Annotated in this window: 24 protein-coding genes; 8 read left to right on the plus strand and 16 right to left on the minus strand. The window is 31.4% G+C overall.

The genetic code is table 11. From position 1 onward, the window contains the following. Positions 1–4 precede the first annotated feature (4 nt). From AC2GW8_RS12440 to AC2GW8_RS12450, 3 genes are all read right to left on the minus strand, one after another. A complete protein-coding gene (locus tag AC2GW8_RS12440) occupies positions 5–724 on the minus strand; it encodes a tRNA1(Val) (adenine(37)-N6)-methyltransferase (RefSeq protein WP_440880194.1) in 720 nt (239 codons plus the stop codon). A gap of 297 nt (positions 725–1,021) precedes the next feature. Next, the gene (gene mnmC2 / locus AC2GW8_RS12445; RefSeq protein WP_440880195.1) at positions 1,022–1,684 is read right to left on the minus strand and encodes a tRNA (5-methylaminomethyl-2-thiouridine)(34)-methyltransferase MnmC2; all 663 of its coding nucleotides are present in this window, start codon (positions 1,682–1,684) and stop codon (positions 1,022–1,024) included. A 93-nt stretch (positions 1,685–1,777) separates the two neighbouring features. Then, positions 1,778–2,287 carry a DUF4920 domain-containing protein gene (locus tag AC2GW8_RS12450; protein ID WP_440880196.1) on the minus strand — a complete coding sequence of 170 codons (510 nt, stop codon included), beginning with the start codon at positions 2,285–2,287 and terminating at the stop codon, positions 1,778–1,780. A 120-nt stretch (positions 2,288–2,407) separates the two neighbouring features. Between AC2GW8_RS12450 and AC2GW8_RS12455 the strand changes: the two genes are divergently transcribed. Both AC2GW8_RS12455 and AC2GW8_RS12460 read left to right on the plus strand, forming a co-directional pair. Beyond that, on the plus strand, positions 2,408–3,457 hold the full coding sequence (locus AC2GW8_RS12455) for a branched-chain amino acid aminotransferase (protein WP_440880197.1): 1,050 nt from the start codon (positions 2,408–2,410) through the stop codon (positions 3,455–3,457). A 61-nt stretch (positions 3,458–3,518) separates the two neighbouring features. Further along, on the plus strand, positions 3,519–4,352 hold the full coding sequence (locus AC2GW8_RS12460; RefSeq protein WP_440880198.1) for a TlpA family protein disulfide reductase: 834 nt from the start codon (positions 3,519–3,521) through the stop codon (positions 4,350–4,352). 4 nt (positions 4,353–4,356) lie between these two features. On the opposite strand, the gene AC2GW8_RS12465 is transcribed toward AC2GW8_RS12460, so the two are convergent. From AC2GW8_RS12465 to AC2GW8_RS12485, 5 genes are all read right to left on the minus strand, one after another. Further along, on the minus strand, positions 4,357–4,743 hold the full coding sequence (locus AC2GW8_RS12465) for a pyrophosphohydrolase domain-containing protein (protein ID WP_440880199.1): 387 nt from the start codon (positions 4,741–4,743) through the stop codon (positions 4,357–4,359). Positions 4,744–4,761: 18 nt separating this feature from the next. Continuing rightward, entirely contained in the window at positions 4,762–5,442 is a 681-nt protein-coding gene (locus AC2GW8_RS12470) for an HAD family hydrolase (RefSeq protein WP_440880200.1), read from the minus strand. Positions 5,443–5,774: 332 nt separating this feature from the next. Then, positions 5,775–6,695 carry an ion channel gene (locus AC2GW8_RS12475; RefSeq protein WP_440880201.1) on the minus strand — a complete coding sequence of 307 codons (921 nt, stop codon included), beginning with the start codon at positions 6,693–6,695 and terminating at the stop codon, positions 5,775–5,777. A gap of 71 nt (positions 6,696–6,766) precedes the next feature. Beyond that, a complete protein-coding gene (locus AC2GW8_RS12480; protein ID WP_440880202.1) occupies positions 6,767–8,797 on the minus strand; it encodes a dipeptidyl-peptidase 3 family protein in 2,031 nt (676 codons plus the stop codon). Positions 8,798–8,837: 40 nt separating this feature from the next. Continuing rightward, positions 8,838–9,407, minus strand: a complete 570-nt coding sequence (locus AC2GW8_RS12485) for a DNA-3-methyladenine glycosylase I (RefSeq protein WP_440880203.1) — start codon at positions 9,405–9,407, stop codon at positions 8,838–8,840. 75 nt (positions 9,408–9,482) lie between these two features. Here AC2GW8_RS12485 and AC2GW8_RS12490 point away from each other — a divergent pair, with 75 nt between their 5' ends. After that, positions 9,483–9,887 carry a DUF6146 family protein gene (locus tag AC2GW8_RS12490; RefSeq protein WP_440880204.1) on the plus strand — a complete coding sequence of 135 codons (405 nt, stop codon included), beginning with the start codon at positions 9,483–9,485 and terminating at the stop codon, positions 9,885–9,887. Between the two features lie 47 nt (positions 9,888–9,934). Beyond that, on the plus strand, positions 9,935–11,680 hold the full coding sequence (sppA, locus tag AC2GW8_RS12495) for a signal peptide peptidase SppA (protein ID WP_440880205.1): 1,746 nt from the start codon (positions 9,935–9,937) through the stop codon (positions 11,678–11,680). 1,103 nt (positions 11,681–12,783) lie between these two features. Here the strand turns inward: sppA and groL are convergent. The 8 genes from groL to miaB form a co-directional block, all read right to left on the minus strand. Continuing rightward, entirely contained in the window at positions 12,784–14,418 is a 1,635-nt protein-coding gene (gene groL / locus AC2GW8_RS12500) for a chaperonin GroEL (RefSeq protein ID WP_440880206.1), read from the minus strand. 82 nt (positions 14,419–14,500) lie between these two features. Further along, on the minus strand, positions 14,501–14,776 hold the full coding sequence (locus AC2GW8_RS12505) for a co-chaperone GroES (protein WP_440880207.1): 276 nt from the start codon (positions 14,774–14,776) through the stop codon (positions 14,501–14,503). A gap of 162 nt (positions 14,777–14,938) precedes the next feature. Continuing rightward, positions 14,939–15,289: a preprotein translocase subunit SecG gene (secG, locus tag AC2GW8_RS12510; RefSeq protein WP_440880208.1), complete on the minus strand. Its 351-nt coding sequence runs from the start codon at positions 15,287–15,289 to the stop codon at positions 14,939–14,941. Next, on the minus strand, positions 15,289–16,029 hold the full coding sequence (locus AC2GW8_RS12515; RefSeq protein ID WP_440880209.1) for a tetratricopeptide repeat protein: 741 nt from the start codon (positions 16,027–16,029) through the stop codon (positions 15,289–15,291). The genes secG and AC2GW8_RS12515 overlap by 1 nt, the downstream gene beginning before the upstream one ends. Before the next feature lie 12 nt (positions 16,030–16,041). Then, on the minus strand, positions 16,042–16,548 hold the full coding sequence (lptE, locus tag AC2GW8_RS12520; RefSeq protein WP_440880210.1) for an LptE family protein: 507 nt from the start codon (positions 16,546–16,548) through the stop codon (positions 16,042–16,044). Positions 16,549–16,573: 25 nt separating this feature from the next. After that, entirely contained in the window at positions 16,574–17,800 is a 1,227-nt protein-coding gene (locus AC2GW8_RS12525) for a sigma-54 interaction domain-containing protein (protein ID WP_440880211.1), read from the minus strand. A gap of 77 nt (positions 17,801–17,877) precedes the next feature. Continuing rightward, positions 17,878–18,732: a hypothetical protein gene (locus AC2GW8_RS12530; protein WP_440880212.1), complete on the minus strand. Its 855-nt coding sequence runs from the start codon at positions 18,730–18,732 to the stop codon at positions 17,878–17,880. A 24-nt stretch (positions 18,733–18,756) separates the two neighbouring features. Beyond that, entirely contained in the window at positions 18,757–20,211 is a 1,455-nt protein-coding gene (gene miaB / locus AC2GW8_RS12535) for a tRNA (N6-isopentenyl adenosine(37)-C2)-methylthiotransferase MiaB (RefSeq protein WP_440880213.1), read from the minus strand. Between the two features lie 208 nt (positions 20,212–20,419). Here miaB and topA point away from each other — a divergent pair, with 208 nt between their 5' ends. From topA to porL, 4 genes are all read left to right on the plus strand, one after another. After that, a complete protein-coding gene (gene topA / locus AC2GW8_RS12540; RefSeq protein ID WP_440880214.1) occupies positions 20,420–22,894 on the plus strand; it encodes a type I DNA topoisomerase in 2,475 nt (824 codons plus the stop codon). 57 nt (positions 22,895–22,951) lie between these two features. Next, positions 22,952–24,106, plus strand: a complete 1,155-nt coding sequence (locus tag AC2GW8_RS12545) for a formimidoylglutamase (RefSeq protein ID WP_440882218.1) — start codon at positions 22,952–22,954, stop codon at positions 24,104–24,106. An 83-nt stretch (positions 24,107–24,189) separates the two neighbouring features. Beyond that, a complete protein-coding gene (gene porK / locus AC2GW8_RS12550; RefSeq protein WP_440880215.1) occupies positions 24,190–25,554 on the plus strand; it encodes a T9SS ring complex lipoprotein PorK/GldK in 1,365 nt (454 codons plus the stop codon). 49 nt (positions 25,555–25,603) lie between these two features. Further along, the gene (porL, locus tag AC2GW8_RS12555) at positions 25,604–26,248 is read left to right on the plus strand and encodes a type IX secretion system motor protein PorL/GldL (RefSeq protein ID WP_440880216.1); all 645 of its coding nucleotides are present in this window, start codon (positions 25,604–25,606) and stop codon (positions 26,246–26,248) included. Positions 26,249–26,255: the final 7 nt, after the last annotated feature.

Raw genomic sequence — 26,255 nt, forward strand, 5'->3', positions numbered from 1 at the left:
AATATTACATTTTCAAATAAAAGTCTTTTGTTAGTTTGGTGTAGGCATCTGTATATTGATGCCTTTTTTTTTCAATAGTTAATTCCTCTTCAGTGTAGGTTAATTTATCAGAGGAGAATTCAAGTAAACTTCTTTTAACATCTGAATTAATATTTCCTTTTACACGGCACACACGTTTTAAGTTTAGGTTATAATCAGCCGCTAATTTTATAAATGCATTTTCTTCTTTAAATGGAATTATTACCGCTAGAATTCCATGTTTACTTAATAACTTACTACTTCCTTTTATTAAATCATGAAAAGGTAAAGATTCAGAGAAACGAGCTTTGTTTCGTAATTGATCTTTTGTTTTATAATTCTCTGTGTAAAATGGAGGATTGGAAACTATTAGGTCATAAGTTTCTTCCTCTTCTATTATTTCTTCAACAAGATTACTGAAATCTCCATGATAACAGAATAAACGATCTCCCCAGTCGGAACGCTCAAAATTTTCGACAGATTGTTCGTAGGCAAATTCATCTATTTCAATAGCTTCAATGGTTGAAGCATTGGATCTCTGTGCTAACATTAGAGAGATAATTCCTGTTCCTGAGCCAATGTCTAGGATAGTATCTGGAGAGTGTTTTAAAGAACACCATGCCCCAAGAAGTACAGCATCTGTTCCTATTTTCATGGCACATTTATCTTGAAGTACAGTAAATTGTTTAAAAATAAAAGGTTTCATAAATAGCGTATTTGTTCTTTTTAGTTTTCTATAAAAAGTACCCTAGAAATTTTTCAGTATTAAACCATAATAAAAGGATCAAAGCAAGTAACATTACCAATAACAAACCTTTTTTTGGAGTTGTTTTTTTTCTATTTCCAAATCGTCTTTTAAATTTCATTTTAAATGGTTTTATTCGCTTGATAATGCTTAACTTAAACTATATACAAGTGAAAATTGGTATTTAAGGTAGGTTTTTTAATTGTGTTTTTATTTATTTTTACAAATATAGTTACTTGAACTGATTTCAGAAAGTGTTTAAAGATCAGTATTTTTAATTGCCCTAAGCATTTCCCTCTTACCGGGAGGTCCTGGTAGTCTTTCCACTTTAAAACCAGCGGTTATCATCGCACGTCTTGTACTTCCTTTTGCAGAATAAGTTACTAAAATCCCTTTATTTTTTAAAGCTTCAAACATTTTTTTAAATATACTTTCAGTCCAAAGTTCGGGCTGTACACGGGCTCCAAAAGCATCAAAATAAATAAGGTCAAAAACATCAGATTCGTTTATGTCTTCAAAGAACTTTTGCTCTTTTTTTAAAGTGAATTTTTTTGAGATTTGGTGTTTCTTCTCCCAGGAAGTGTTATGTATTTTCTGAAAAACAGTATTACTTTTTTCCGCCTTTAATTCAGTAACATAGTTTAATTTATCAATTTCATTACTTTTCACCGGATAAGCTTCAATACCAGTATAGTTTATGTTTTTATTTGATTCTAAAAATGTAATAAAACAATTTAAACCAGTTCCAAAACCTATTTCAAGTATTGAAATTTCTTTTTTATCAATAATATTTAATCCATTTCTAATAAAGACATGGTATGCTTCCTGTATAGCACCATGTTTGGAATGATATTGTTCATTCCATTCAGGTAAGTGAATGGTGGTAGACCCATCCGAAGTTATAATTATTTCTCTTTTCAACTCTTAATTTGTTATATTGATTAAAATGTGAATTTACAATAATGGAATGCATCATTGATGAGTTTTTATTTTTATTGAAAGTAATAAGTCCTGTTAATTTTCTAATGCCATTAATACGCCACTTGCCTCAAAGGCATAAGTAAATTCTGGTTTTGTGATTTTTGATATTTCTTCTTCCGTTTTTCCAGCATCCTCAGCATAATGCTTTAATTCTTCAATAGATGTTTCATTTACAAAAGCTTTTCCATTTATAATTACCTTTTTATTTTCAGAATTAAGAGGTACAAAAAAAGAATAGTTTTTGAAACGAACCAAAGACTCTTTATTTCTTCCTAGATCTAATCGCATCCAACATCCTTTTTTCTTACAAACAGAATTGATTGTAGACATGAATTTTACTTTAATAGTGTCTTTCATAGCTAATCCCTCATATTTGTCAAGTAGCTCATCTTTACTTAAAACTGCTTCATGAGAGAATTTTTCTCCTAAAAAGGTAACGCTTTTGTCTTTCATTATTTTTGATAAATAATCTTGTTTACTTGTTGTTTTACAAGATGTAATAGAAATAAAAGTAATAATTAATAATAGTTTCAATGTTTTCATAACTAGGTGTTTATAGTAAGGTTTAAAGCAAAGATATATATATTTACTTGAATCTTAAAGTAAATGGTTTTTGTACTAGTTGTTTTTGTAAATTTGTGAAAAACTAAAAATTTAATTTTTATGGAAATCAAAATTCAGCAGGTAGAAACTTCAAAAATAGATAGCATAGATTTTAATAACCTGTCTTTCGGTAAAGTGTTTACTGACCACATGCTTGTTTGTAGTTATTCTAATGGTGAATGGGAAAGTCCAGAAATTATTCCTTATGGGCCAATGACTTTTGAGCCATCAGCAAGAGTTTTTCATTACGGGCAAGCTGTATTTGAAGGGATGAAAGCTTACAAAGATGATCAAGGAGATATTTTCTTGTTCAGACCAGATGAAAGTATAAAAAGATTAAATATTTCATCAGAAAGAATGGCGATTCCAGCATTACCCGAAGAAATATTTAATGAGGGATTAAAGAAATTATTAAAGATAGATACAGCATGGATTAAAAAAGGTGAAGGTAATTCTTTGTACATACGTCCTTTTGTGATTGCGACTGAACCAGCAATTTCAGCATCTCCATCAAATGATTATAAATTTATTGTTATTTGTTCTCCGGCCCAATCATACTATGCAGGTGAAGTTAGAGTGGTTGTTGCAGATAAGTTTAGCAGAGCTGCTAGTGGAGGAGTTGGTTATGCAAAAGCTGCAGGTAATTATGCTTCTCAGTTTTACCCAACAAATTTAGTTCAAAATGAGGGATATCAACAAATTATCTGGACAGATGCAAATACTCATGAGTATATGGAAGAGGCAGGTACAATGAATATCTTTTTTAGAATTGGAGATAAGTTAATTACAGCACCAATTAGCGATCGAATATTAGATGGTATAACAAGAAAATCCATTATTCAGTTAGCAAAGGATAGCGGTATAGAGGTTGAGGTAAGAGGAATAAAGGTTTCTGAGTTGAAAGAGGCAGCAAAACAAGGGGAATTAAAAGAAATTTTCGGGTCGGGTACTGCTGCAGTTGTAAACCCAATAAAAGGATTTAAACACAAAGATTTTGAATATGAAATTCCTGAAATAGCTTCTACTTACGCATCATTTTTTAAAGAAAAATTAATAAATATTCAATATAACAATTCTGAAGATACATATGGTTGGAGGGTAAAAATTTAATTTTTAAATTATTTTCTCTAAATTTAGCTCAGTTTTATTAAACTTAGCACTCTTCTCGGGTATGAAAAAAAATATATTAATAGTCCTTTCTGTTTTATTTGTGTTTTTTACAGCTACAATTATAGCAGTGCGTTATTTTGATAATGAAAACAATCATCAGGTAAATAACAAAAATGATAAAAAATTAAATAAAATGATAGAGGAGGAGGAGCTACCTCCATCTCAAAGTAGTTTTAAGATATGGAATCAATACATTAAAAATAATATTGATTTAATGTCTAGTTTTCAACCACAGGATGAAAAAGGAAAAGTGATTGAAAAAGAAAATTTTTTAGCAACTTTAGAAAACGGGCTGTATTTACCTGAGAGTATTGACACAAATGATATAATACCAATTTACCAACTTACCTCTTTACATTCAAAAGCAGAAGAAAAAATACAGAGAAGCATAAAAAGTTTAGCGAAAAAAGCAATGCATTACTTTAAAATGGAAGGAAGTAGATTGCCTGAGCATGATTTCATAAGTTTAGAGGGAAAAAGCTTTAACGAAGAGCAAACGAAGGGTAAGTTAATGGTTATAAAGTGTTGGTTTATTACTTGTAGAGTTTGTGTAGAGGAGTTTCCTGAACTTAATGAGTTAGTTGATAAGTATAAAGAAAGGAATGTTGTTTTTGTAAGTTTGGCATTTGACGAAAAAGATAAGTTGCAGAAATTTTTAAAGACGAAGGAGTTTAAATATGCAACTATTCCCTCTCAAAGAAACTACATGAAAAAGTTGAAATTGAAACAGTATCCAACACACATAATTGTAAATGGAGAGGGGGTAATCGTTAAAATGGTAAGTAACGTAAAAACTCTCGCAATGGAGTTAAAAAGACTTGATAGTGAGTTTTAATGTTTTAAAGCTCTAAAATTTTTTTAATATTAGGTTTGAAATAATTAGGTCCCTTTAGTACTTTACCATCTTCTCTATAAATAGGTTTGCCATCTTCATTAAGTTTACTCATGTTGCTTCGTTGAATTTCATTAAAAACCTCTTCAATTTTATTTTGCATTCCGTGCTCTATGATAGTACCACATAATATATAAAGCATATCTCCAAGAGCATCAGCAACCTCTACCAAATCATTGTTTTTAGCTGCATCTAGGTATTCTTCATTTTCTTCTTTCATCAAATTAAAACGTAGTAGTTTTCTGTCTTCGCCTATATTTGCTATGGGTTCATTTTTAATTCCTAAGCCAAAAGCCTTATGAAATTTATGAACCGAATTAATTTTATCTTTCATTTTTGTTAAGTGTGTTATTTATTTGATGCCTAATTTTTTTTCTGTCTCATTTAAATCAAACTCCAACCAGTTATCAATATGATGTTTTATTCCTATTTTATTAAAGTCTTCAAGATTTTTTTTATTTACTCCTACAAATTCAATATTTAAGTTTTTTGCAGTTGTAGCATCCCATAAACCATCTCCAAAGGAAATAATATGTTTAAAATAGCCAACTCCGAAGTGCTTTTTTGCTTTGTTTATTGCAGAGGTTACAATGTCTTCTCTTGTGAATATGTTGTTAGAGGATTCTAAGACTTCTGTTATGGTTTTTATTTTAGCTTGTTGTAATTTAAGTAGGGCAGGTTTTAATATTGAACCTGTAGCGAAGCAAATAGCGTAGTTTGTCTCATTAATAAAAAAATCAATAATTTTTTGTGCTCCTGGAATTTCGGGAGTTTCAGGAAATGATAAAAAATGTTCAGTCATCACCTCTTCAAATTCAGGAATAAGGTCGAAATTAAATTTTTTATTGTAAGTTTTTTCATAATTAACTGAAAAGATGTAGCTATCCGAAGCATTTTTATAGGTTCTCCAGTCTGTATTCACTTTCGAGATTCCAAAATGGTTCATAGCATATAACAATGCGTCTGTATGTTTTTCATTACTTATGGTTAACGTATCATCAATATCTAATACAATTAGATTTTCTTTGTTCATTTAGTAAGTTTTTAATTTTTTGAGTGACTCTATTTTCAGAATTGGAGTCGTCTTGAATAATAAAGATGTTTTATTTTAAAATTTATAATATAAACAATATATCAAGATCAAATCATTCTTTAACTTTGCTAAAAATACAATTTTATGTTTACTCCAGGACGAATAATTTTTGCAAGTTTATTTCTTATAGTGTTTATAACAGCCATGGTTTTAAGTTATAGAAAAGATGCAAAAAGAAATAAAAAACATTATCAAAATGGGGCCTTGTATACCGCAATGGGAATTTTGGTGACACTTCTATTTTTATTTTTGTTTAAATACATAAGTAAAAACTAACTTATTTCCTCGACATCACTGAGTTTTTGATGGTCTAAAACCGTATAACCATCTTCATTAAATCCTGAAGATCGTTTGTATTTTACATCACTTACTAGATCTGAAAAGTCATATGAGGTAGCTTGATATACTACTTGTCCAAAAGATTCTTCATGATACTTTAAAAGTGCGTATATTTTAGCATCTAAATTTTTAATTTCTATTTTTGAATATTTGAAAAGTGGACTGTCTTCGTCAATTTCATGAACGATTGTCCATACAGTTGGTAAATACATTATTTTATCTCTTTCAAGAGACAACTCATAATAGTTTCTACTATAACTACCATCTTCTTTTTTTTCATTAACAGAGAGAGTAACTGTTATTTCTGGTTCAAGCATTACTGTTTTCCTACTATTCATTAACCTAAACATAATCGCTTTTCCTTTTTTAAAATCACGATAAATAAAGTTTTTACTAAATAAAATAGAAGCTTTTGCTCTCGAGAATCGACCATATAGAAGCCCTGTGAAAAAAGAAAAGCTAAATAAGCCAACCATAGCTTCAAAGGCAGCTATAATATTTGCAGTAACACTTTTTGGTGCAATTCCACCATAACCGACAGTTGTTAAGGTTTGAGCACTAAAGAAAAATCCATTTAAAAAATCGTCAAATATGTTTCCTTTAGAAGGGGTTATTTGATCAATACCGATAGCTACGTAAATAAAACCAAATAAAATATTTAAAGAAATATATCCAAGAAAAACGAAAAGCAAAAGTTTATACCAAGGCATATCAATAAAGTATGTAAATAAGTCGTTGGTATTAAATTTTTTATTGACATGAATTACATTTAAACTACCATCTTTATTGATGATTCCACGAATATTTTTTTGAGAGTTATATCCAAATCCAGGATCTTTTGATTGATGAACCATGTTATTAATATTAAAATTTACAACCGATTCGTAAAATGAATCGGTCGTAAATTTATTTTAAAGAATACCTTTTATTTAATAGGCAAAAAACTATAGTTTTTAGAGTAGAAGTACATTTGATCTTCAAATGTTTCTTGTTGTGTTAATTTTATGTCTATTATATTTCCTTTATCGTCTTTTTGTGCTTTCAAAATAGGGTTTATAAAACCGCTGTAAGGAGCAGAGGTAAATTTGGCATTCCTGTTAAGAACTTCCTTGTGAATATTTTGATCTACTTTCACACCATACCCTTCAACAAGAGCTTTTGCAGCATTAAAATCACCTTCTGATTTTATTCTTTGTGCTTCTTTTAAGAGTCTTCCAAATATTTCACGAAGCTTTTTGTAATCGTTGATATTGTAAAATGTTTTTCCATTTTTCGATATCTTTTCAATAACATTTTCCTTTTTTCCTTGCTCAAATGACCAAGCAGATACCCACTGACGATTTACCATATGGTCTTCCTCAATATCATCTCCTAGATTTATTCTAATTAACTGTGTCATTAAGCCGTTTCTTATATAACCATCATAAGCAGCTTTACCAACTTTTTCCCAGTTATCAACTAGTCCTAACTCTTGTAACTTTGGATCCATTAAATAGTAGAGACCTACTAAATCAGCTCTTCCTTCTTCCATGGTAGAAGCATAATTTTTTAACGTCTCTTTTGGTTGGCCAATACCATCATTTATTTTTCCAGAAGCATGACCAATTACCTCATGTAGTGCCGTATGGAGCTTATCAGCGAGTTTACCATATTTAATTTCTAAATCAATTTCTTCCTGATCAAAAGCGAATTCTTTTAACCTTCCTGTTCCTCCAGCATTATTATATGAGCCAATTATATTTCCAAGTGAAACAGATTTAGATCCATGTTCTTGACGAATCCAATTATTATTGGGTAAGTTTACGCCGATTGGAGTACTTGGAGATGCATCACCAGCCTCTCCAGCGACATTAACTGTCTTATATGAAACACCAACAACATTCTCTTTTTTATGTTTTGGGTTTAGAGGTGATTCGTTTTCAAACCATTGAGCATTGTCAGATAAAACTTTCATTTTTTTTGACATATCGAAATCTTTAATTTGAATTATTGATTCGTAAGATCCTCTATATCCTTTTGGATCATTGTAAACTTCAATAAAACCATTTATCCAGTCAATATTTCCTTCTGTAGCATTAACCCATGAAATGGCATACTTATCCCAAGTGTCTAAATTTCCCGTACGATAATATTCAATTAATAAATTCAGTGTTTTAGCTTGTTTGTCATTTTCTGCAACAGTACTAGCTTTTTCCAACCAGTAAATGACTTTATCAATAGCTTCACCATAGAGACCTCCAGATTTCCATACTTTCTCAACAAGTTTACCATTCTCACGAACTAAAGTTGAGTTTAATCCGGCTTCTATGGGAGTTCCTTTTGGACCTTTGTATGCTTTACTATAAAAATCTTCTACATCTTTACTAGTTATGTCTGGACCATAAAAGTTTACTGCTGATGCTAATACATTATCAACCCCAGCCTTTTTATTTACTTTTTTATTATCTTTTTCATTGAAAATAACTTCAAATGCTTCCGAAGAAAGAGAAGTTTTCGTTTGATTCAGTAATTCTTTTAAGAAATCAGCTGAGAATTCAGGTTTAATTTTGTCGTTTGAATAGTGATGGTGAATTCCATTCGAAAACCATACTCGTTTTAAATAGGTTTTAAAAGCTTTATAATTAGTTGTTTCTCTATCTCCAGTAAAAACCGTATTAATTGTTTCAAGTGCATCTCTAATCTCAAGGTTATGTCGATAGTTTTGATCCCACATAATATCTCTACCAGATAAACCTGCTTGTGTTAGATAATACACCAGCTTTTTCTCTTTCAAAGTTAACGCTTCAAAACCTGGGATTTGGTATCTTAAAACTTTAATATCGGCAAATTGCTCAACTACATAATTAAATTCTTTTTTGGTTTCTGTTGTTTTCTTGATTTCTTTTTTTGTATCGACACCACAAGATATCAAAAGACTAGTAGTTGCAATACAAAAAAGCGTTTGTTTGAGTTTCATTATTAAATAAATTAATTGTTTTCTATAATTGATGCTAAAGTTACAAATTTTGAACTTCCTTATAACGAAAACAATCTGTTGTATGATCATTAACCATTCCTGTAGCCTGCATAAATGCATAAATAATTATTGGACCGACAAATTTAAATCCTTTCTTTTTAAGATCTTTTGATATTTTGTTTGCTAACTCTGAAGTTGTAGGAACCTCATTTTGAGTTTTAAAATTATTTTGAATTGATTTTTGATCAACAAATTTCCAATAATAGTTAGAAAAAGATCCATACTTTTTTTGGATTTCAATGAACGCTTTGGCATTTGTTATTGTTGCTTTAATTTTTAATTTATTTCTAATGATATTAGAATCATTTAGTAATTCTTCATATTTTTCCTGTGAATAACTTGAAATTTTTTTATAGTTGAAGTTATCAAATGCTTTATTAAAGTGCTCTCTCTTTTTTAAAATGGTAATCCAGCTCAATCCTGCTTGGAAGGTTTCTAAAATTAAAAAAGCAAATAAAGTATCATCATCATAGACAGGAACACCCCATTCTTCATCATGATACTTATTATACGTTTTATCGTCAAGCACCCATGAACACCTATTTTTCATAATATTGTTTTTTTAGACAATGAAATCATCTTAAAAAGTAGTATTTTTTATTTTTGTTAAAGTAAAAGGTTTTTGGTGAAAACTCTAAATTTATTTTTAGTTATTATTTTAGTTGTAATGCTAACTAGATGTGGTTCTGCTTTTATGAATTCTAGTATAAAGAATAATGAAAGACCAGTTGCTATAGTTAATGACAGCCTAGAGTATGAAATTATTATAGTAGATGTGGGATTTAATTCTTATTTGAATACAATTGCAAGGCCTAGAGGGTTTCATTCATTAAAATATTTGGAGATTAAAAATAGGTTTTTGGTTCCAATTTGGAACCAAAGAGTAGCTAACCCAAGTCAATTTAACCCAGTTGTTTACGAAAATAGAATAGAATATGATTTTTACACAGAGTATGGGTATGAGGTTAATTACCTTTTATTTCAGTATTTTCAATTTATCCAGTATAAGTATCGAATTATGTTAAGGTAATTTTTACTCGTACTAAAATAGTATATTTGTGAATAAAATTATTTTAAATGAAGTTTTTAAGAAACTTATTAGCGTCAATATTAGGTTTTTTTGTGGCGCTTTTTCTGATACTGATGCTTTTTGTATTTATCGCTACTATTGCAGGATCATCTAAAGAAGTTATTGTAGAACCAAACTCTATTTTAAATTTAGATTTATCTTTAAAAGTTAAAGATTATGCTCCGAAAGAAGATAATCCGCTAATTGAGGCTTTGGAAATAGAACCGAGTTATTTAGGTTTAAATACCATTATAGCAGCTATAGAAAACGCTAAAAGCGATTCAAGGATAAAAGGTATTAGCATAAATACATCAACAGTAAACGCAGGTATTGCTCAGGTGCAAGCTATTCGTAATAAATTAAAAGATTTTAAAGAAAGCGGAAAGTTTATTTATGCCTATAATGAGTTTTATGATCAAAAAAATTATTATTTAAGCTCTGTTGCTGATAGTGTCTTTTTAAACCCTGTAGGTTTCATCGACTTTAAAGGGCTCTCTACGGAAATATTATATTACAAAGATTTTCAAGATAAATTTGGTGTAAAATTAGAGGTAATAAGGCATGGAAAATATAAAAGTGCCGTTGAGCCTTATCTGAGTAATGAAATGAGTGAAGCTAATAAAGAACAGACAATTTCATTTTTAAAGTCTATTTGGTCTGAAGTGATTGAAGGAATTTCAGAAAACAGAAGTATATCTGAAGATCAGTTAAATGTTATCGCAGATAAGGTGGAAGGTAGAGATGCTAAATTATCACTTGGAAATAATTTGATAGATCAAGTAATTTATAAAGATCAATACGAGTCGAAGTTAGCCTCTATGATAGGGGAAAAACCAGCACATATTACAATAGAAGACTATATCAAATCAGGAAAAGGAAGAATTAGATCTTCTGCAAAAAACAAAATAGCTGTTATTTATGCGCAGGGACAAATTTTATATGGAGAGGGTAATGAAGATGTTATTGGTCAAGATTTGATTAACAAAGCGATAAGGAAAGCAAGAAAGGATTCAAATGTAAAAGCAATAGTGTTAAGGGTAAATTCGCCTGGGGGTAGTGCTTTAGCTTCTGAATTAATTTGGAGAGAATTACATTTAGCAAAGAAAGAAAAACCATTGGTTGTATCTATGGGTAATGTTGCAGCATCAGGGGGTTACTATATTGCTTGTAATGCTACTAAAATTATTGCGGAACCAACAACAATTACAGGCTCAATTGGTGTCTTTGGATTATTACCAAATGCTACTAAACTCGCTAGTAAACTGGGGATAAATGCGGAGCAAATTTCTACAAATAATAGCCCAAATTATAGTTTGTTTGAGCCGATGAGTAAAAAATTTTATGAGGTAACAAAGGATGGTGTAGAAAAGACATATGATCTTTTTGTAGATAGAGTTTCAACAGGTAGAGGGATGCCAATTGAGCAGGTTGATAAATTAGCCCAAGGTCGTGTTTGGACAGGGAAAGAAGCAAAAGAAAATGGATTGGTTGATGAGTTAGGAGGTTTAGATAAAGCTGTAAAAATAGCAGCGGAAATAGCAGGGGTAGAAGATTATAGAATAAGAAATTATCCTAATTATAAAAAAGACATAAAAGAATCTCTTAAAGCATTCCCTTTTGCCAGATTAGCAAAAGAAGAAATTTTAAAAGAATTGTTAGAAGAACAAGAAATTGAGGCTTACAAGAATATTAGAGAATTTAAGAGTTTAAAAGGAATTCAAGCAAGAATGCCTTTTTTATACGACATAAAATAAAAGTATGATTGCAATAAAACACCATTATAGCCAGCTATAATGGTGTTTTTAAAACTATTTTAAATAACAATACTTTGTAATTAAATTTACGAAGTCTATATCAATAATAAAGTATAATTCGGTTTAGTAATAAGAATAAATAACCTCTACTATTATCTGTATATTAGTACCTTATGTTGTGTTTGCTTTAATAGGATGATTATCGCTGTCGTATCCAAGAAGTAATGTGGTTTTATTATTTTTCCCCATTTTTTAAACTATTTCTGTAGACTGTATATTTATTCCAATATTTAAATCTATATAATTTAATATGCCAATACCTCCAGCTGATTTTAAGGTGTGAAAAAAGGTTAGGATAATTGTCGTAAGTAGTTTTGACCGTGACATCATCTGTGATAATGCTCCAACTTCCATTTGAATATATTTCATATTCACAACGTTATGAATAATTATTTTATTTGGATTTCAATTGTAGTCATATTCCGCAATGGTATCCTCTTTATGTTGATTATATGAGATTTGGATACAATCCTGAAATATTTAAGTTTTCAAAGGTGTTATTATTTCCGTCAAATTTAGCACAATATCACTATAAATTAAAGATTTAGACTTATCCGAATTTGAAGCGATAATCTTTTCCAATTTATGGTTTGTATTATATATAAAATTAATACTTGCTGATTTAGTATTATGATCAAGACTTACTGAAAGTAACTGATTTGAGTCTTTTTTTAGTTGTATTTTTATTTTGTTATTCGAAGTTCTCTGTTTGCCCAAGAAATTAACTATAGACAATCATAATCCAATATTAATTGAAAATTTTATATTCTTCAGACAATATATTATTGATAGATATATTTGACACACTTTTATTAATTATGCTAGAGGCGTGAACCGCACTTTCTATTACTACAAAATATAATAATCTAAACATAAAAGATTCGAATGAAAGAAATGAAAAAATAGCATCTCAGCAACTTTAAGTTATTAAAAAGTTTGGTGTGAAATAAAAAACCTGCAGTTTATTACTGACAGGTTTTTTATTTTTAATTTTGCCTTATGAAAAAAGTATCCAGACAAAAGTTAGATTAATCGGACTTTTCTTACATCATTCCTGGCATTCCACCACCCATTGGAGGCATTGCCGCAGCTGGCGTATCTTCCTTAATATCAACTAAAGCACATTCAGTTGTTAAAATCATACCAGATACTGAAGCAGCATTTTCCAAAGCAACACGAGTTACTTTTTTAGGATCAATAATTCCCGCTTCTAACATATTTACATAGGCTTCAGATTTTGCATCGTACCCAAAATCAGTAGTACCTTCTAATACTTTATTAATAACTACAGATCCTTCACCACCTGCATTCTCTACAATGGTTCTTAATGGAGATTCAATAGCTTTATTTACAATTTGTATACCTGTAGTTTCGTCTAAATTATCAGTAGCCAAAGATTCAAGTACTTTTTTAGCTCTTACCAAGGCAACACCACCACCGGCAACAATACCTTCTTCTACAGCTGCTCTTGTAGCATGCAAAGCATCGTCAACTCGATCTTTCTTTTCTTTCATTTCAACCTCTGAGGCAGCACCTACATATAAAACAGCTACACCACCAGCTAGTTTAGCTAAGCGTTCCTGTAATTTTTCACGATCATAATCAGAAGTGGTCGTTTCTATTTGAGCTTTTATCTGATTAACTCTAGCTTTTATTTGAGCTTCATCACCTGCTCCATTTACGATTGTAGTATTGTCTTTATCAATGGTAACTGTTTCTGCAGTGCCTAAAAGATCTAAAGTTGCGTTTTCAAGAGAAAAACCTCTCTCTTCTGAAATAACAGTTCCACCAGTTAAAATAGCAATATCTTCTAGCATTGCTTTTCTTCTATCTCCAAAGCCAGGAGCTTTTACAGCTGCTATTTTTAATCCTCCACGTAATTTATTAACGACAAGGGTAGCAAGAGCTTGCCCGTCTACATCTTCAGCAATGATTAATAAAGGTTTCCCAGACTGCGCTACAGGTTCTAAGATTGGAAGAATTTCTTGTAAGTTAGATATTTTCTTGTCAAATAATAATATATAAGGACTTTCAAGATCAGCAATCATCTTGTCAGCATCGGTAACAAAATATGGAGATAGGTATCCTCTGTCGAATTGCATTCCTTCTACAACATCCACATATGTGTCAGTTCCTTTAGCTTCTTCTACAGTAATAACACCCTCTTTACCTACCTTCCCAAAAGCTTCTGAAATTAAATTACCTATAAAGGCATCATTGTTAGCAGAAATAGAGGCAACTTGTTGAATCTTCTCAGATGAATCACCAACTTCTTTTGATTGTTTAGAAAGATCCTCAGTTATGGCATTGACAGCTTTTTCTATCCCACGTTTTAAATCCATCGGATTAGCACCAGCAGCAACATTTTTTAAACCTTCTTTAACAATTGATTGAGCAAGAACGGTAGCAGTTGTAGTACCATCTCCAGCCAAATCATTTGTTTTAGAAGCTACTTCTTTTACCATTTGTGCCCCCATATTTTCAAGAGCATCTTCTAATTCAACTTCTTTTGCAACAGAAACACCATCTTTAGTTACATGCGGAGCTCCAAATGATTTTGAAATAATTACATTACGCCCTTTAGGACCTAATGTTACTTTTACTGCATTTGCTAATGCATCAACACCACGTTTTAAACCTTCGCGAGCGTCAACATCAAATTTTATATCTTTTGCCATTGTTGTTTTTTCAATTTTTGAACCTTGTGGGTAAGAAACACAAGGTTTTGGTTAATTTAGTCTTTGTTTTTTATGAGTCATTTTAGATTATAGCGAATACATCACTTTCTCTCATAATAAGGTAATCTTTACCTTCATGCTTTAACTCAGTACCAGCATATTTACCATATAATACGGTATCACCAACCTTAACGGTTAAGGGCTCGTCTTTGGTTCCATTTCCAACCGCAACAATTGTCCCTTTTTGCGGTTTTTCTTTAGCATTGTCAGGAATAATGATTCCTGAAGCAGTAGTGGTCTCTGCTGCAGCTGGCTCAACAAGAACTCTATCTGCTAAAGGTTTAATGTTTAATCCCATTTTATATTTTTTAGTTATATTTTTTGATTCAGATTTTATATTGACAGAAACTATGCCATTAAAACCATACTGACAGAATTTCAAGTATTCTATTTTTAAAATAAAAAAAATGTCAACGATTATGACACGTTGACATTTTTTTATTCAAACAAAGTTTATTTTTTATTGAACACTATCTTTAGTAGTTTTTGTGTCTGTTGCATCTGATGTGTTTGAACTTTCTGTTGTAGTTTCAACATTACTTAGCGTTTCCTCTAATTGAGGAGCATTCTCTCCATTTCCTCTTGGAATAGCAAAATTGGCTAATAAAATCAGTGCAAACATAGCTATAGCTAAAGTCCATGTTGTTTTATCGAGAAAGGTGTTGGTGTTTTGAACACCACCAATATTTTGAGCACCTCCTCCAAAAGAAGAAGACAATCCACCACCTTTAGGGTTTTGTACCATCACAATTAATATGAGAGCAACCGCCACAATCAATATTAAAATTAAAAGTAAAGTATATGTTGTCATTATTTATGATTTTGTAATATTTTTATTTTTTTTATCTGGTCTGCAAAGAAACCACTTTTTTCTGGATATTTCAAAATTAATATCTTATATGCTTTGATGGCACTTTCATATTTTTTTTGTTCAAGGTAAACCTTTGCCAGTGTTTCGGTCATTAATTGATTATCTTCTTGAACTTCTACAGTCTTTAAATTAGGATTATTTATTTTTGAAGGTCTAGATATTTTTGGGTTATTTTCAATGAATTTATCTATAATTGAATTCTGTTGCCCCCCTTCGATAATCTGTTGAATATTTGAATCTCTAACAATTGTTTTTTTTGAAGAAAGTTCTAGCCATTGATTAAAGGAAAAAGTTTCATTTTTAGTAAAATTAATAGGTTTTCCTATAGAGAGTTCCTGAATTGATTTTTCTATATTTTCTTTTTTTTGAGTAGCAAAGCCTTTTAAAGAAATAGGTTTTTTTTGATTGTTTTTTTTATCTTTTTCGAAATGCTCTTTTTGAAATTTTTTTGACGTAATTAAATCAAATAAAATTTTTCTGTCGGTAGTATGTGCAGCCACAATTTTAAGTTCATGATTATATTTATAGCTTTCCTTGTTTTTAAGACTTTTTAGGTATAAGACTCTTGCTGATTGAAAATAAGGATGTTTTAATATGATTTCCTTTAGATTATTATGATCATTCTCACTAATTGCATTATTAGCTATAATTTTTTGTATGTACCTTGTTGTGTTTTTCACATTAATTAAATTTTACCATTTACCAACAGAAGCATTAAATATATCTTGAGTAATTCTTTCTATAATTTCGTCAAAAGCGGCATCTAGTTGGCTGCCTGTAAGCTGCACAGCAGCCGCGTAATCGTAGTAAAAGGAAAATTGTTTTTCAAAATTTTTCTTCTCATCTAAGTTATTTGTATATCGTGTATTTACAACTATAGTTAGTCTATTTTGTGCAGCTGTTTGGTTTGCCTGAGCGGTCATAGGAGTTATTCTATAATCAACAATTTCTCCATCAAAATGTAGTTGGCCATTTTTAGAAACTAAAGTTAAATTAGTTTGCCTGGTGAATAGATCCTGAAGATCTTGAGTAAATTTTTGTCCTAAACCAGGTTCAATGATTGGTGCCTCGTTACGAAAAAAGTCTATTTGAATAGTTTTTGCATCACCAACATCTCCTCCGGTAAATGAATAAATACCACAAGAAATAAAGGTTGTTATGATGAGTATCGAAAATAGAAATTGAAATATTTTTCTCATAATAATCTATCTAGTTTTTGTGAAGTTAGAGGTCGTACTGTTTAATTTTTCTATAAAGTGTTCTTTCGGAAATCCCTAGTTCTTTTGCTGCTAATTTTCTTTTTCCATTATTTTTTTCGAGAGATTTTTTGATCATTTCTACTTCCTTCTCCTGTAAAGAAAAATTTTCATCTTCTTCGATTGTTTCAATGAAATCATAATTATTTTGATTCGATTGTTGCGGTATTTGAACAACTTCAACTTTTGGAACAACTTCAGTCTCTTGCTCTTTATAAATTTTTTGGATTAAGCGATGATTTTCTTCTCTAACTTGTTTAGAGTTCCCATCTTTTAATAAGTCTAAAGTTAATTTTTTTAGATCATTAATGTCGTTACGCATATCAAACAAGATTTTGTACATAATGTCTCTTTCATTGGCAAAATCATTTTTTGAATCATTATTTTTAATAACAGCAGGTAAGTTACCTTTTAAATCTGGAAGATATTGGATTATTTTCTCTGAAGTAATGTTTCTATCTTCCTCGACTACAGATATTTGCTCTGCAATATTTTTTAACTGACGAATATTACCAGGAAAGCTATAACTTACCAAAGTTTTGACAGCGTTATTTTCTAATCGAATAGCGGGCATTCGGTATTTTTGAGCAAAGTCTGCTGCAAATTTTCTGAAAAGAAGATGAATGTCTTCACCGCGATGTCTAAGTGGGGGGAGGGAAATCTCAATAGTACTAAGCCTGTAATAAAGGTCTTCTCTAAATTTTCCTTTTGAAATCGCTTCATGCATATTGACATTTGTCGCGGCTACAATTCTTACATTCGTTTTTTGAACTTGAGAAGAGCCTACTTTGATAAATTCCCCATTTTCTAAAACACGTAAAAGACGTACCTGAGTAGTAAGGGGGAGTTCTCCAACTTCATCTAAAAATATAGTTCCACCATCAGCTACTTCAAAATATCCTTTTCGCGTTTGAGTTGCACCCGTAAAAGATCCTTTTTCATGTCCAAACAGTTCACTATCAATAGTTCCTTCAGGAATAGCTCCGCAATTTACAGCTATATATTTGGCATGCTTTCTATGTGACAACTGGTGAATTATCTTTGGAACACTTTCTTTACCAACACCACTTTCTCCAACTACTAAAACAGAGATGTCAGTAGGTGCAACTCGCAAAGCTTTTTCTATAGCTCTGTTTAATTGAAGATCGTTACCAATAATTCCAAATCGTTGTTTTATTGCTTGTAAATTTTCCAAAATTTTTAGTCTTTAGTTTATTCTAAATCTATTTTAGCTTACGTTTCTTAATGCGAGTATTTTACTATCTATGTATATTAATAATTGTATTCTATTGAACGAGATTTATTTCCTGTAGCAGTGTCAAACACTTCTGCACTTACTGGATATCCATTTGAATTATAAATATATTCAAAGTTAAATTCAGGGCTCTTTGTAACGGTGTTATTACCAAAATTTACAATTAATGAAATAATATCTTCTTGTAAAATATTAAAGTCACCATAGATGGCGAAATAAGCTATGTAGCTTGATGTATAATGACTCTTTAACGGATTATTTTTATCGCTATACTGTATATTTAAGTTTTTCTCAATAGCTCCAAATCCATAATCAATCTTGGAATAAATAAATGTACAGTTATCATTATTGTCATACGTAAATTTCACTAAAGCTTCATTTTCATTATTACTTAGATTGATTTTTGTTAATTCATTAACTAAACCTTTCTCATTTAGTAAGAACGTAATCTTATAAGTATCATCAGAATTATCATCAGGTATCACTGATGAAATAGAATTGTTAGTGTAAGTGAAGGTCCTCGTATATTCAAATGTATCTTTTTTGTAAACTAAAGAAGTTAGTTTCCCATTTGAGTCATAATTGAAATTGTAAGATTGTAAAAGGTTTCCCAACCCATTGAGATATTCGAATTTCGACATTAAATTATTTTGGTATTCAAAATTGTAGAAAACAAAATCATTAAAACCAGGACCAGTTCTTATACTTTCAATAGCTTGAGATTCGTTAAAATAATGAATGAAGCCTTGATCACCTGGATATATTATTTTGTAATTTTTTAAAGATGTTCCTTCATTCACTATTTTATTGCTTTCGTTACTAGAGCAAGAAACTAGTACAATGACGATAATCATAATGTATAACTTTTTCATAATGTATAAATTTTTATTAAAATTCTAATTGTTATCTGAATATCCAACAGCAGCGCCTTTTAAAGTTGTAGATGTACAATCTTCAATTTTTACATTTACAAATTCTCCCATTTTATAATGTTCTTTTGGGAAAACTACTACTGTGTTTTGGGTATTACGTCCTTTCCATTCGTTAGCATTTTTTTTAGAAGTTCCTTCAATAAGTACTTCTTGCACTTTTCCAACATGTTCTTTTGCTCTAAATAAACTGTGGTCTTGTTGTAAATTGATGATTTCTTGTAATCGACGTTTCTTTACTTTTAATGGAATATCATCTTCCATTTTCTTTGCCGCTAAGGTCCCAGGTCTCTCAGAATAAGCAAACATGAAACCGAAACTATATTTTACTTGTTCCATTAAATCAAGCGTATCCTTATGATCTTGTTCAGTTTCACCGCAGAAACCAGCAATCATATCTTGACTCAAGTGCATTTCGGGTATAATTTTGTAGATATTTTTCACCAATTCTAAATACTCTTCACGGGTATGTTGACGATTCATAGCTTTAAGCATAGCATTACTACCACTTTGAATAGGAAGGTGTATATATTTACAAATATTTTTATGTTTTGCCATCACATGAATTACATCTAATGTCATGTCTTGAGGGTTTGATGTAGAAAAACGAAAACGCATCTTAGGAAACTCATTGGCGCACATGTCTAATAAACTTGCAAAATCAACGGCTGTAGCTTTTGCCATTTCCGAGGCTTTTGTAAAATCCTTTTTTAGTCCGCCCCCGTACCAAAGATATGAGTCAACATTTTGACCTAACAAGGTAATTTCTTTATAATTTTTTTCTTGCATTGATCGAATTTCACTAATGATACTTTGAGGATCACGACTACGTTCACGACCCCGAGTGAAAGGAACAACGCAGAAAGTACACATGTTATCACATCCACGTGTTATTGAAACAAAGGCTGACACTCCGTTTGAATTTAATCTTACAGGGGAAACGTCTGCATAGGTTTCTTCTTTAGATAGAATTACATTGATAGCATCTCTTCCTGCCTCTACTTCTTCTACTAAGTTAGGTAGGTCTCGATACGCATCTGGTCCAACAACAAGATCAACAATCTTTTCTTCTTCTAGAAATTTAGTTTTTAATCTTTCTGCCATACATCCTAAAACACCAACTTTCATTTTTGGGTTGCGTTTTTTTGCATGGTTGTACTTTTCCAGTCTATTTCTAACAGTTTGTTCTGCTTTTTCTCGAATAGAACAAGTATTCATTAATACAAGGTCTGCTTCTTCTATGTTACCAGTGGTATTGAAGCCTTGTTCAGCAAGTATAGAGGCAACAATTTCACTGTCGTTCATGTTCATTTGACATCCATAACTTTCAATAAAAAGCTTTTTATCATTACCTTTTCTTTGATCAGTTAATAAAGGTTTACCTTGTTTTTTTTCATCAATTACTTTCTCAACGTGTTCCATAAATCTTAAAAATCGTAGTAAAAATAAGCCACAAAGATACAACCAAAATAGAAATAATATGACAAGATGACAGAAATTAATTTGATAATATTATCCTTTTAAAAAGTAAAATTATTTTAAAAAAGGTCAAAATCAAAAAAAGTGTCTACTTTTGCGAACTCATAAGAACCGCAATTATCTAACCTGGCAATTTTAATAGTAAAGAAATATGGCAAAGAATTTAGTTATAGTAGAGTCACCAGCAAAAGCAAAAACAATAGAAAAGTTTTTGGGAAAAGATTTTAGGGTGGAATCTAGTTTCGGACACATCGCAGACTTACCGTCAAAGGAATTAGGAATTGATGTTGAAGGTGATTTTAAGCCAAAATATATTGTCTCTACAGATAAAAAGGCGATTGTAAAAAAACTAAAGGATTTAGCAAAAAAAGCAGAAACTGTTTGGTTGGCTTCCGATGAAGATCGGGAAGGAGAAGCAATTGCTTGGCACTTATATGAGCAATTGAAGTTAAAAGATGCTAGTACGAAAAGAATTGTTTTTCATGAGATTACAAAAAATGCAATATTAAAGGCTGTAGACAATCCAAGAGGGATAAATTACAATCTTGTTAATGCTCAACAGGCCAGAAGAATCCTAGATAGATTAGTTGGTTATGAGTTGTCTCCAGTGCTTTGGAGAAAAGTGAAAGGGGGGCTATCAGCAGGTAGGGTTCAGTCTGTAGCAGTAAGATTAATAGTTGAAAGAGAAAGAGAGATTGAAGCCTTTAAAGCTCAGGCTTCGTATAGGGTAGATGCAGAATTTATGAGTCAGGAAGGAAAAAAGTTTAAAGCTAAACTCGGTAAAAATTTTGCATCAAAAAAGGAAGCAGAAGAATTCTTGAATTCTTGTTTGAGTGCTGTATTTGATGTGGATGATTTGCAAAAGAAACCTGCGAAAAAATCTCCAGCAGCACCTTTTACGACTTCAACATTACAACAAGAAGCTTCTAGAAAATTAGGTTTTCCTGTAGCCAAAACGATGATGATGGCTCAAAGATTGTACGAAGCGGGTCTCATAACATATATGAGAACAGATAGTGTTAATTTATCTAACGATGCTAAAAAAGCCGCAGAAAGTGAAATAACAAGTTATTATGGTTCTGAATTTAGCAAGCCCAGAAACTATTCTACAAAATCTAAAGGTGCGCAAGAAGCGCATGAGGCTATTCGCCCTACCGATATGTCACGCCATGAGGTGGCTGTTGATTACGATCAAGACAGGTTGTATAGTTTAATCTGGAAGAGAACTATTGCTTCTCAAATGAGTGATGCTCAGTTAGAAAGAACTTCACTTAGGATAAAGAATGATAAAAATGATAAAATATTTTTAGCCAATGGGGAAGTTATTAAGTTTGAAGGTTTTCTCAAAGTTTATTTAGAGGGAACAGATAATGAAGAAGAAGAGCAAGATGGGATGCTCCCTAAAATGGTTATTGGCGAAATCTTAGCAAATAATTTTATTTTAGCTACTGAAAGGTATACAAGACCACCCGCAAGATATACAGAGGCAGCACTTGTTAAAAGATTAGAAGAATTGGGGATAGGTCGTCCCTCTACATATGCACCAACTATTTCGACAATACAAAGAAGGCAGTATATAGAGAAAGGTACTGTTGAGGGGAAGGAAAGAGGCTATAATCAGTTAAAATTGAGTTTAAATGAAATTTCTGAAAAAAAATTAACAGAAAAAGTAGGATCTGATAAAGGTAAATTAGTTCCTACAGATATTGGAAATATTGTTAATGATTTCCTTGTAGAAAATTTCAAATCAGTACTGGATTATGGATTTACGGCTAAAGTAGAAGATGAATTTGATGAAATAGCATCAGGGAAAGAAGATTGGACCGCTATGATAAAAGATTTTTATAAAGGCTTTCATCTGCATGTAGAAGATGTTGCAGCAAACGCAGATAGAGCAAGTGGACAGCGATTATTGGGGGTTGATCCTGATAGTGGTAAGAATGTTTACGTGCGTTTAGGACGGTTTGGAGCAATGGTGCAAATTGGTGAAGCAACAGATGAGGAAAAGCCTAAATTTGCTAGTTTGCAAGGAGAGCAAACAATGAGTTCTATAACTTACGAAGAAGCTATGGATTTATTTAAATTGCCAAAAATATTGGGAGATTATGAAACTAAAGAAGTTGTTGTAGCAAATGGCCGTTTTGGTCCTTACATTAAATTTGATGGGAAGTATGTTTCTCTTGATAAAGGAGAAAATCCAATGTCTGTTGATTTAGAGAGAGCAATCGAATTAATTGAAGATAAAAGAAAGGCAGATGCTCCTATAGGACATTATGAAAAAATGCCAATACAAAAAGGTGTTGGACGTTTTGGTCCATTTATAAAATGGAATTCAATTTTCATAAACGTAAACAAGAAGTATGATTTCGATAATCTAACTCAATCAGATCTGGAAGAATTAATTGAGGATAAAAAACGTAAAGAGAGAGAAAAATTAATACATAATTTTGAAGAAGTTGGCATTAGGGTTGAAAAAGCTAGATGGGGACGATTCAATGTAATTAAAGGTAAATTGAAGGTAGAGCTTCCTAAAACAACGGAAATAGAAAAGCTAACTCAAGAGGAAGCAGTAAAAATGATAGAAGCAAAAGCACCTAAGAAAAAAACGACCAAAAAAAAGAAATAAACATTTCTATGTTGAAATAGTTTTTTTATTATATTGCGATACTTTTAATCCCCTTAAATAATGGTCGAGTTCTTTTCACCACTTGAAAATTCGGATGTTACTACTATTTTATCTAACCATGTTACCTCATTAGGAAATTCGGTTAAGTTTCATACTGAAAACAATTTTCCTGATGTGACGAACATAAAAATAGCAATTTTCGGTGTTGTTGAAAGTAGAGGAGGGCAGCAATGTGATTCAAAAGAAGGTCTTTACTTCATAAGAAAAGAACTATATGAGCTTTTTTCTGGAGAGTGGACGCTTTCTATTGCTGATTTAGGTAATATTGAACAAGGTAATACGGTTCAAGATACTTATTTTGCTGTTTCAAAAATAGTTTCTTTTTTGGTGAGACAAGATATAATTCCATTGATTATAGGAGGTAGCCAAGATATAACTTATGCAAATTATAGAGGGTATGACGACCTTGAACAGACAGTTAATCTAGTTAGTGTAGATAGTCGTTTTGATATTGGCTCATCAGAAGAAAATATCCTTTCCAGGTCCTTTTTAAGTAGAATAATTATGGAAGAGCCTAACAATCTTTTCAACTACAGTAGTATAGGATATCAAACATATTTTAATTCTCAAGAAGAAATACAGTTGATTGATAAGCTCTTTTTTGATGCCTATCGATTAGGAGAAATAAAAGATATAACTTTGGTAGAGCCAGTATTAAGAGATGCTGATATTGTTAGCTTTGATATTGGAAGTATTCGTCAAAGTGATGCTCCCGGCAACTTATATGCTTCACCAAATGGAATGTATGGAGAAGATGCATGTGCTGTAGCCAGATATGCTGGAATAAGTGATAAGGTAACTTCGTTTGGTGTATATGAGTATAATGCTGCTATTGATGTAAATAAACAAACAGCAAAATTAATAGCGCAAATTATATGGTATTTTGTTGAAGGTGTCAATAAACGTGCCAATGATTATCCTTTTACTACTAAAGAAAGTTACGAGAAATATACAGTAATTCTTGACGATGATGATCCACTTAATTTTTACAAAAGTGATAAAAGTGGACGCTGGTGGATGGAAATAAATTTAATATCGAATAATAAACATAAAAGACATGCGTTAATACCATGTAGCTATCGTGATTATAAAGAAGCTCTGAGGTTAAAAATACCTAAAAGATGGTACAAAGCTTTACAAAAGCTTACTTAAGATGTTATTTATAACTCGAAATTGTTTTTTAATTTTAAAAAAATAATAGGTTTACGCCTCTTTTTATAAGAAAAGAATAAAGTATGAAGAAATTAGCAGTATGTGCATTATTAGTATCTATCGTATACGCCTGTGGTTCTAGTGGCGATAGAGGAGAATTGATTGGTGTAAAGTCAAAAAGAAAGTGGTTTGCCGAAAAACCATTTGGAATGGCTAAAATACCTGGAGGCTCTTTTACTATGGGTAAACAAGATGAAGACCCCTTAGGAGCATTGAATGCTCCTACAAAGACTGTAACAGTTCAGCCATTTTATATGGATGAAACTGAAATAACAAATAGCGAATATAAACAGTTTGTTTTTTGGGTGAGAGATTCAATCACTAGAACAAAATTGGCTATGCAGGCAGAGTTCGCTTCCTCTGGAGAAGGAGAAGATAAAGCAGAAGGTATTCAAAGATATGCATATGCTTCAAAAGATACTGTCAATGAGACTGCTTACGAAAAGTACATGCGAGAAAATTATTATGAGTTAGGAGAAGGTCTAGACTCACTTAAACCATTAAACTGGGAAGAGGAAATAATTTGGTCGAATCAAGAATTCCCTGATGCAGATTATGTAGAAGTAATGGACTCGTTATTTATTAAGAAAGATGAATCTTTGAATGGTATTAGAACATTTGATACAAAGACATTAAACTATAGATATTATTGGTTTGATAATGAAAATGCTGCCAGATTCGGTAAAAACAGAAAAGAGTTTTTGAAGGATGAGGTAATCAATGTGTACCCAGATACGACTGTTTGGATTAAAGATTTTAATTACTCATACAATGATCCAATGCATCAGGAGTATTTTGCTCACAAAGCTTATGAAAATTATCCTGTAGTCGGCGTAAACTGGCCTCAAGCAAAAGCTTTCTGTCACTGGAGAACACAAAACAAAAACAGTTATCAACGTTCAAAGAAAAAGCTAGGTTTAGTGCCTGCATTTAGGCTTCCAACAGAGGCGGAATGGGAGTATGCTGCGAGAGGTGGTCTTAATTATGCAAAGTATCCTTGGGGTGGTCCTAATACTACAAGTGATAGAGGATGTTTTTTAGCAAACTTTAAACCTGTAAGAGGAGATTATGCTGCAGATGGGGCTTTATATACTGTTGAGGCTGTTTCTTACAATGCAAATGAATATGGCTTGTATAATATGGCTGGAAATGTAGCTGAATGGACAAATACAGCGTACAATCAAATGTCTTATTATTATGGATCAACTATGAATCCAAATGTAGAGAACAGAGAGAATACTAGAAAAATTATTCGAGGTGGATCATGGAAAGATGTAGCTTACTTTTTAGAAGTAAGTTCAAGAGATTGGGAACATGCGGATACAGCGAGAAGTTATATCGGATTTAGAACGGTACAAGATTATTTAGGAACAAACAAAAGTCAATAATAAAAAATACAACTTAAATATTAATTAAATTCCCTTTAAATTAAAAATTATGGCACAATCAAAAACAACTAAGAAATTATTTAACATGGCCTATGGTTTAGGTGCGGCAGTCGTTATCGTTGGAGCATTATTTAAGATCATGCACTTTAAATTCGGACCTATTACAGGTGGGCTTATGTTAACGATTGGTATGGCTGTTGAAGCTGCGGTTTTTGCCCTTTCCGCTTTTGAACCAGTAGAAGAAGAACTAGATTGGACTAAAGTATATCCTGAATTGTCTATGGGTGGTGTTTTAGGTGGAAAAGAAGCTGCACCAGAAGAGGCTCAAAGTATGTTGTCTCAAAAGTTAGATGATATTTTAAGAGAAGCAAAACTTGATGCAGGTTTAATCTCCAGTTTAGGTGATAGTATTAAAAATTTCCAAGGAGCTGCAGAAGGATTGACGGCTACTTCCGAAACAGTAGCGTCAACAAATCAATATAATGAGCAAATGGCGATGGCTGCTTCAAAAATGGAATCATTGAACAGTTTATACACAACACAAGTTGATAATGCCTCTAGACAAGCTGAAATTAATTCAGCGATGGTAGAGAATACAAGAAGGTTACAAGAGCAAATGGACTCTTTGGCGACAAACCTTTCTTCTCTTAATGGTGTATATGGTGGAATGTTATCTGCAATGTCTAATAAATAATTAGAAA

Source organism: Tenacibaculum profundi (assembly GCF_057162725.1).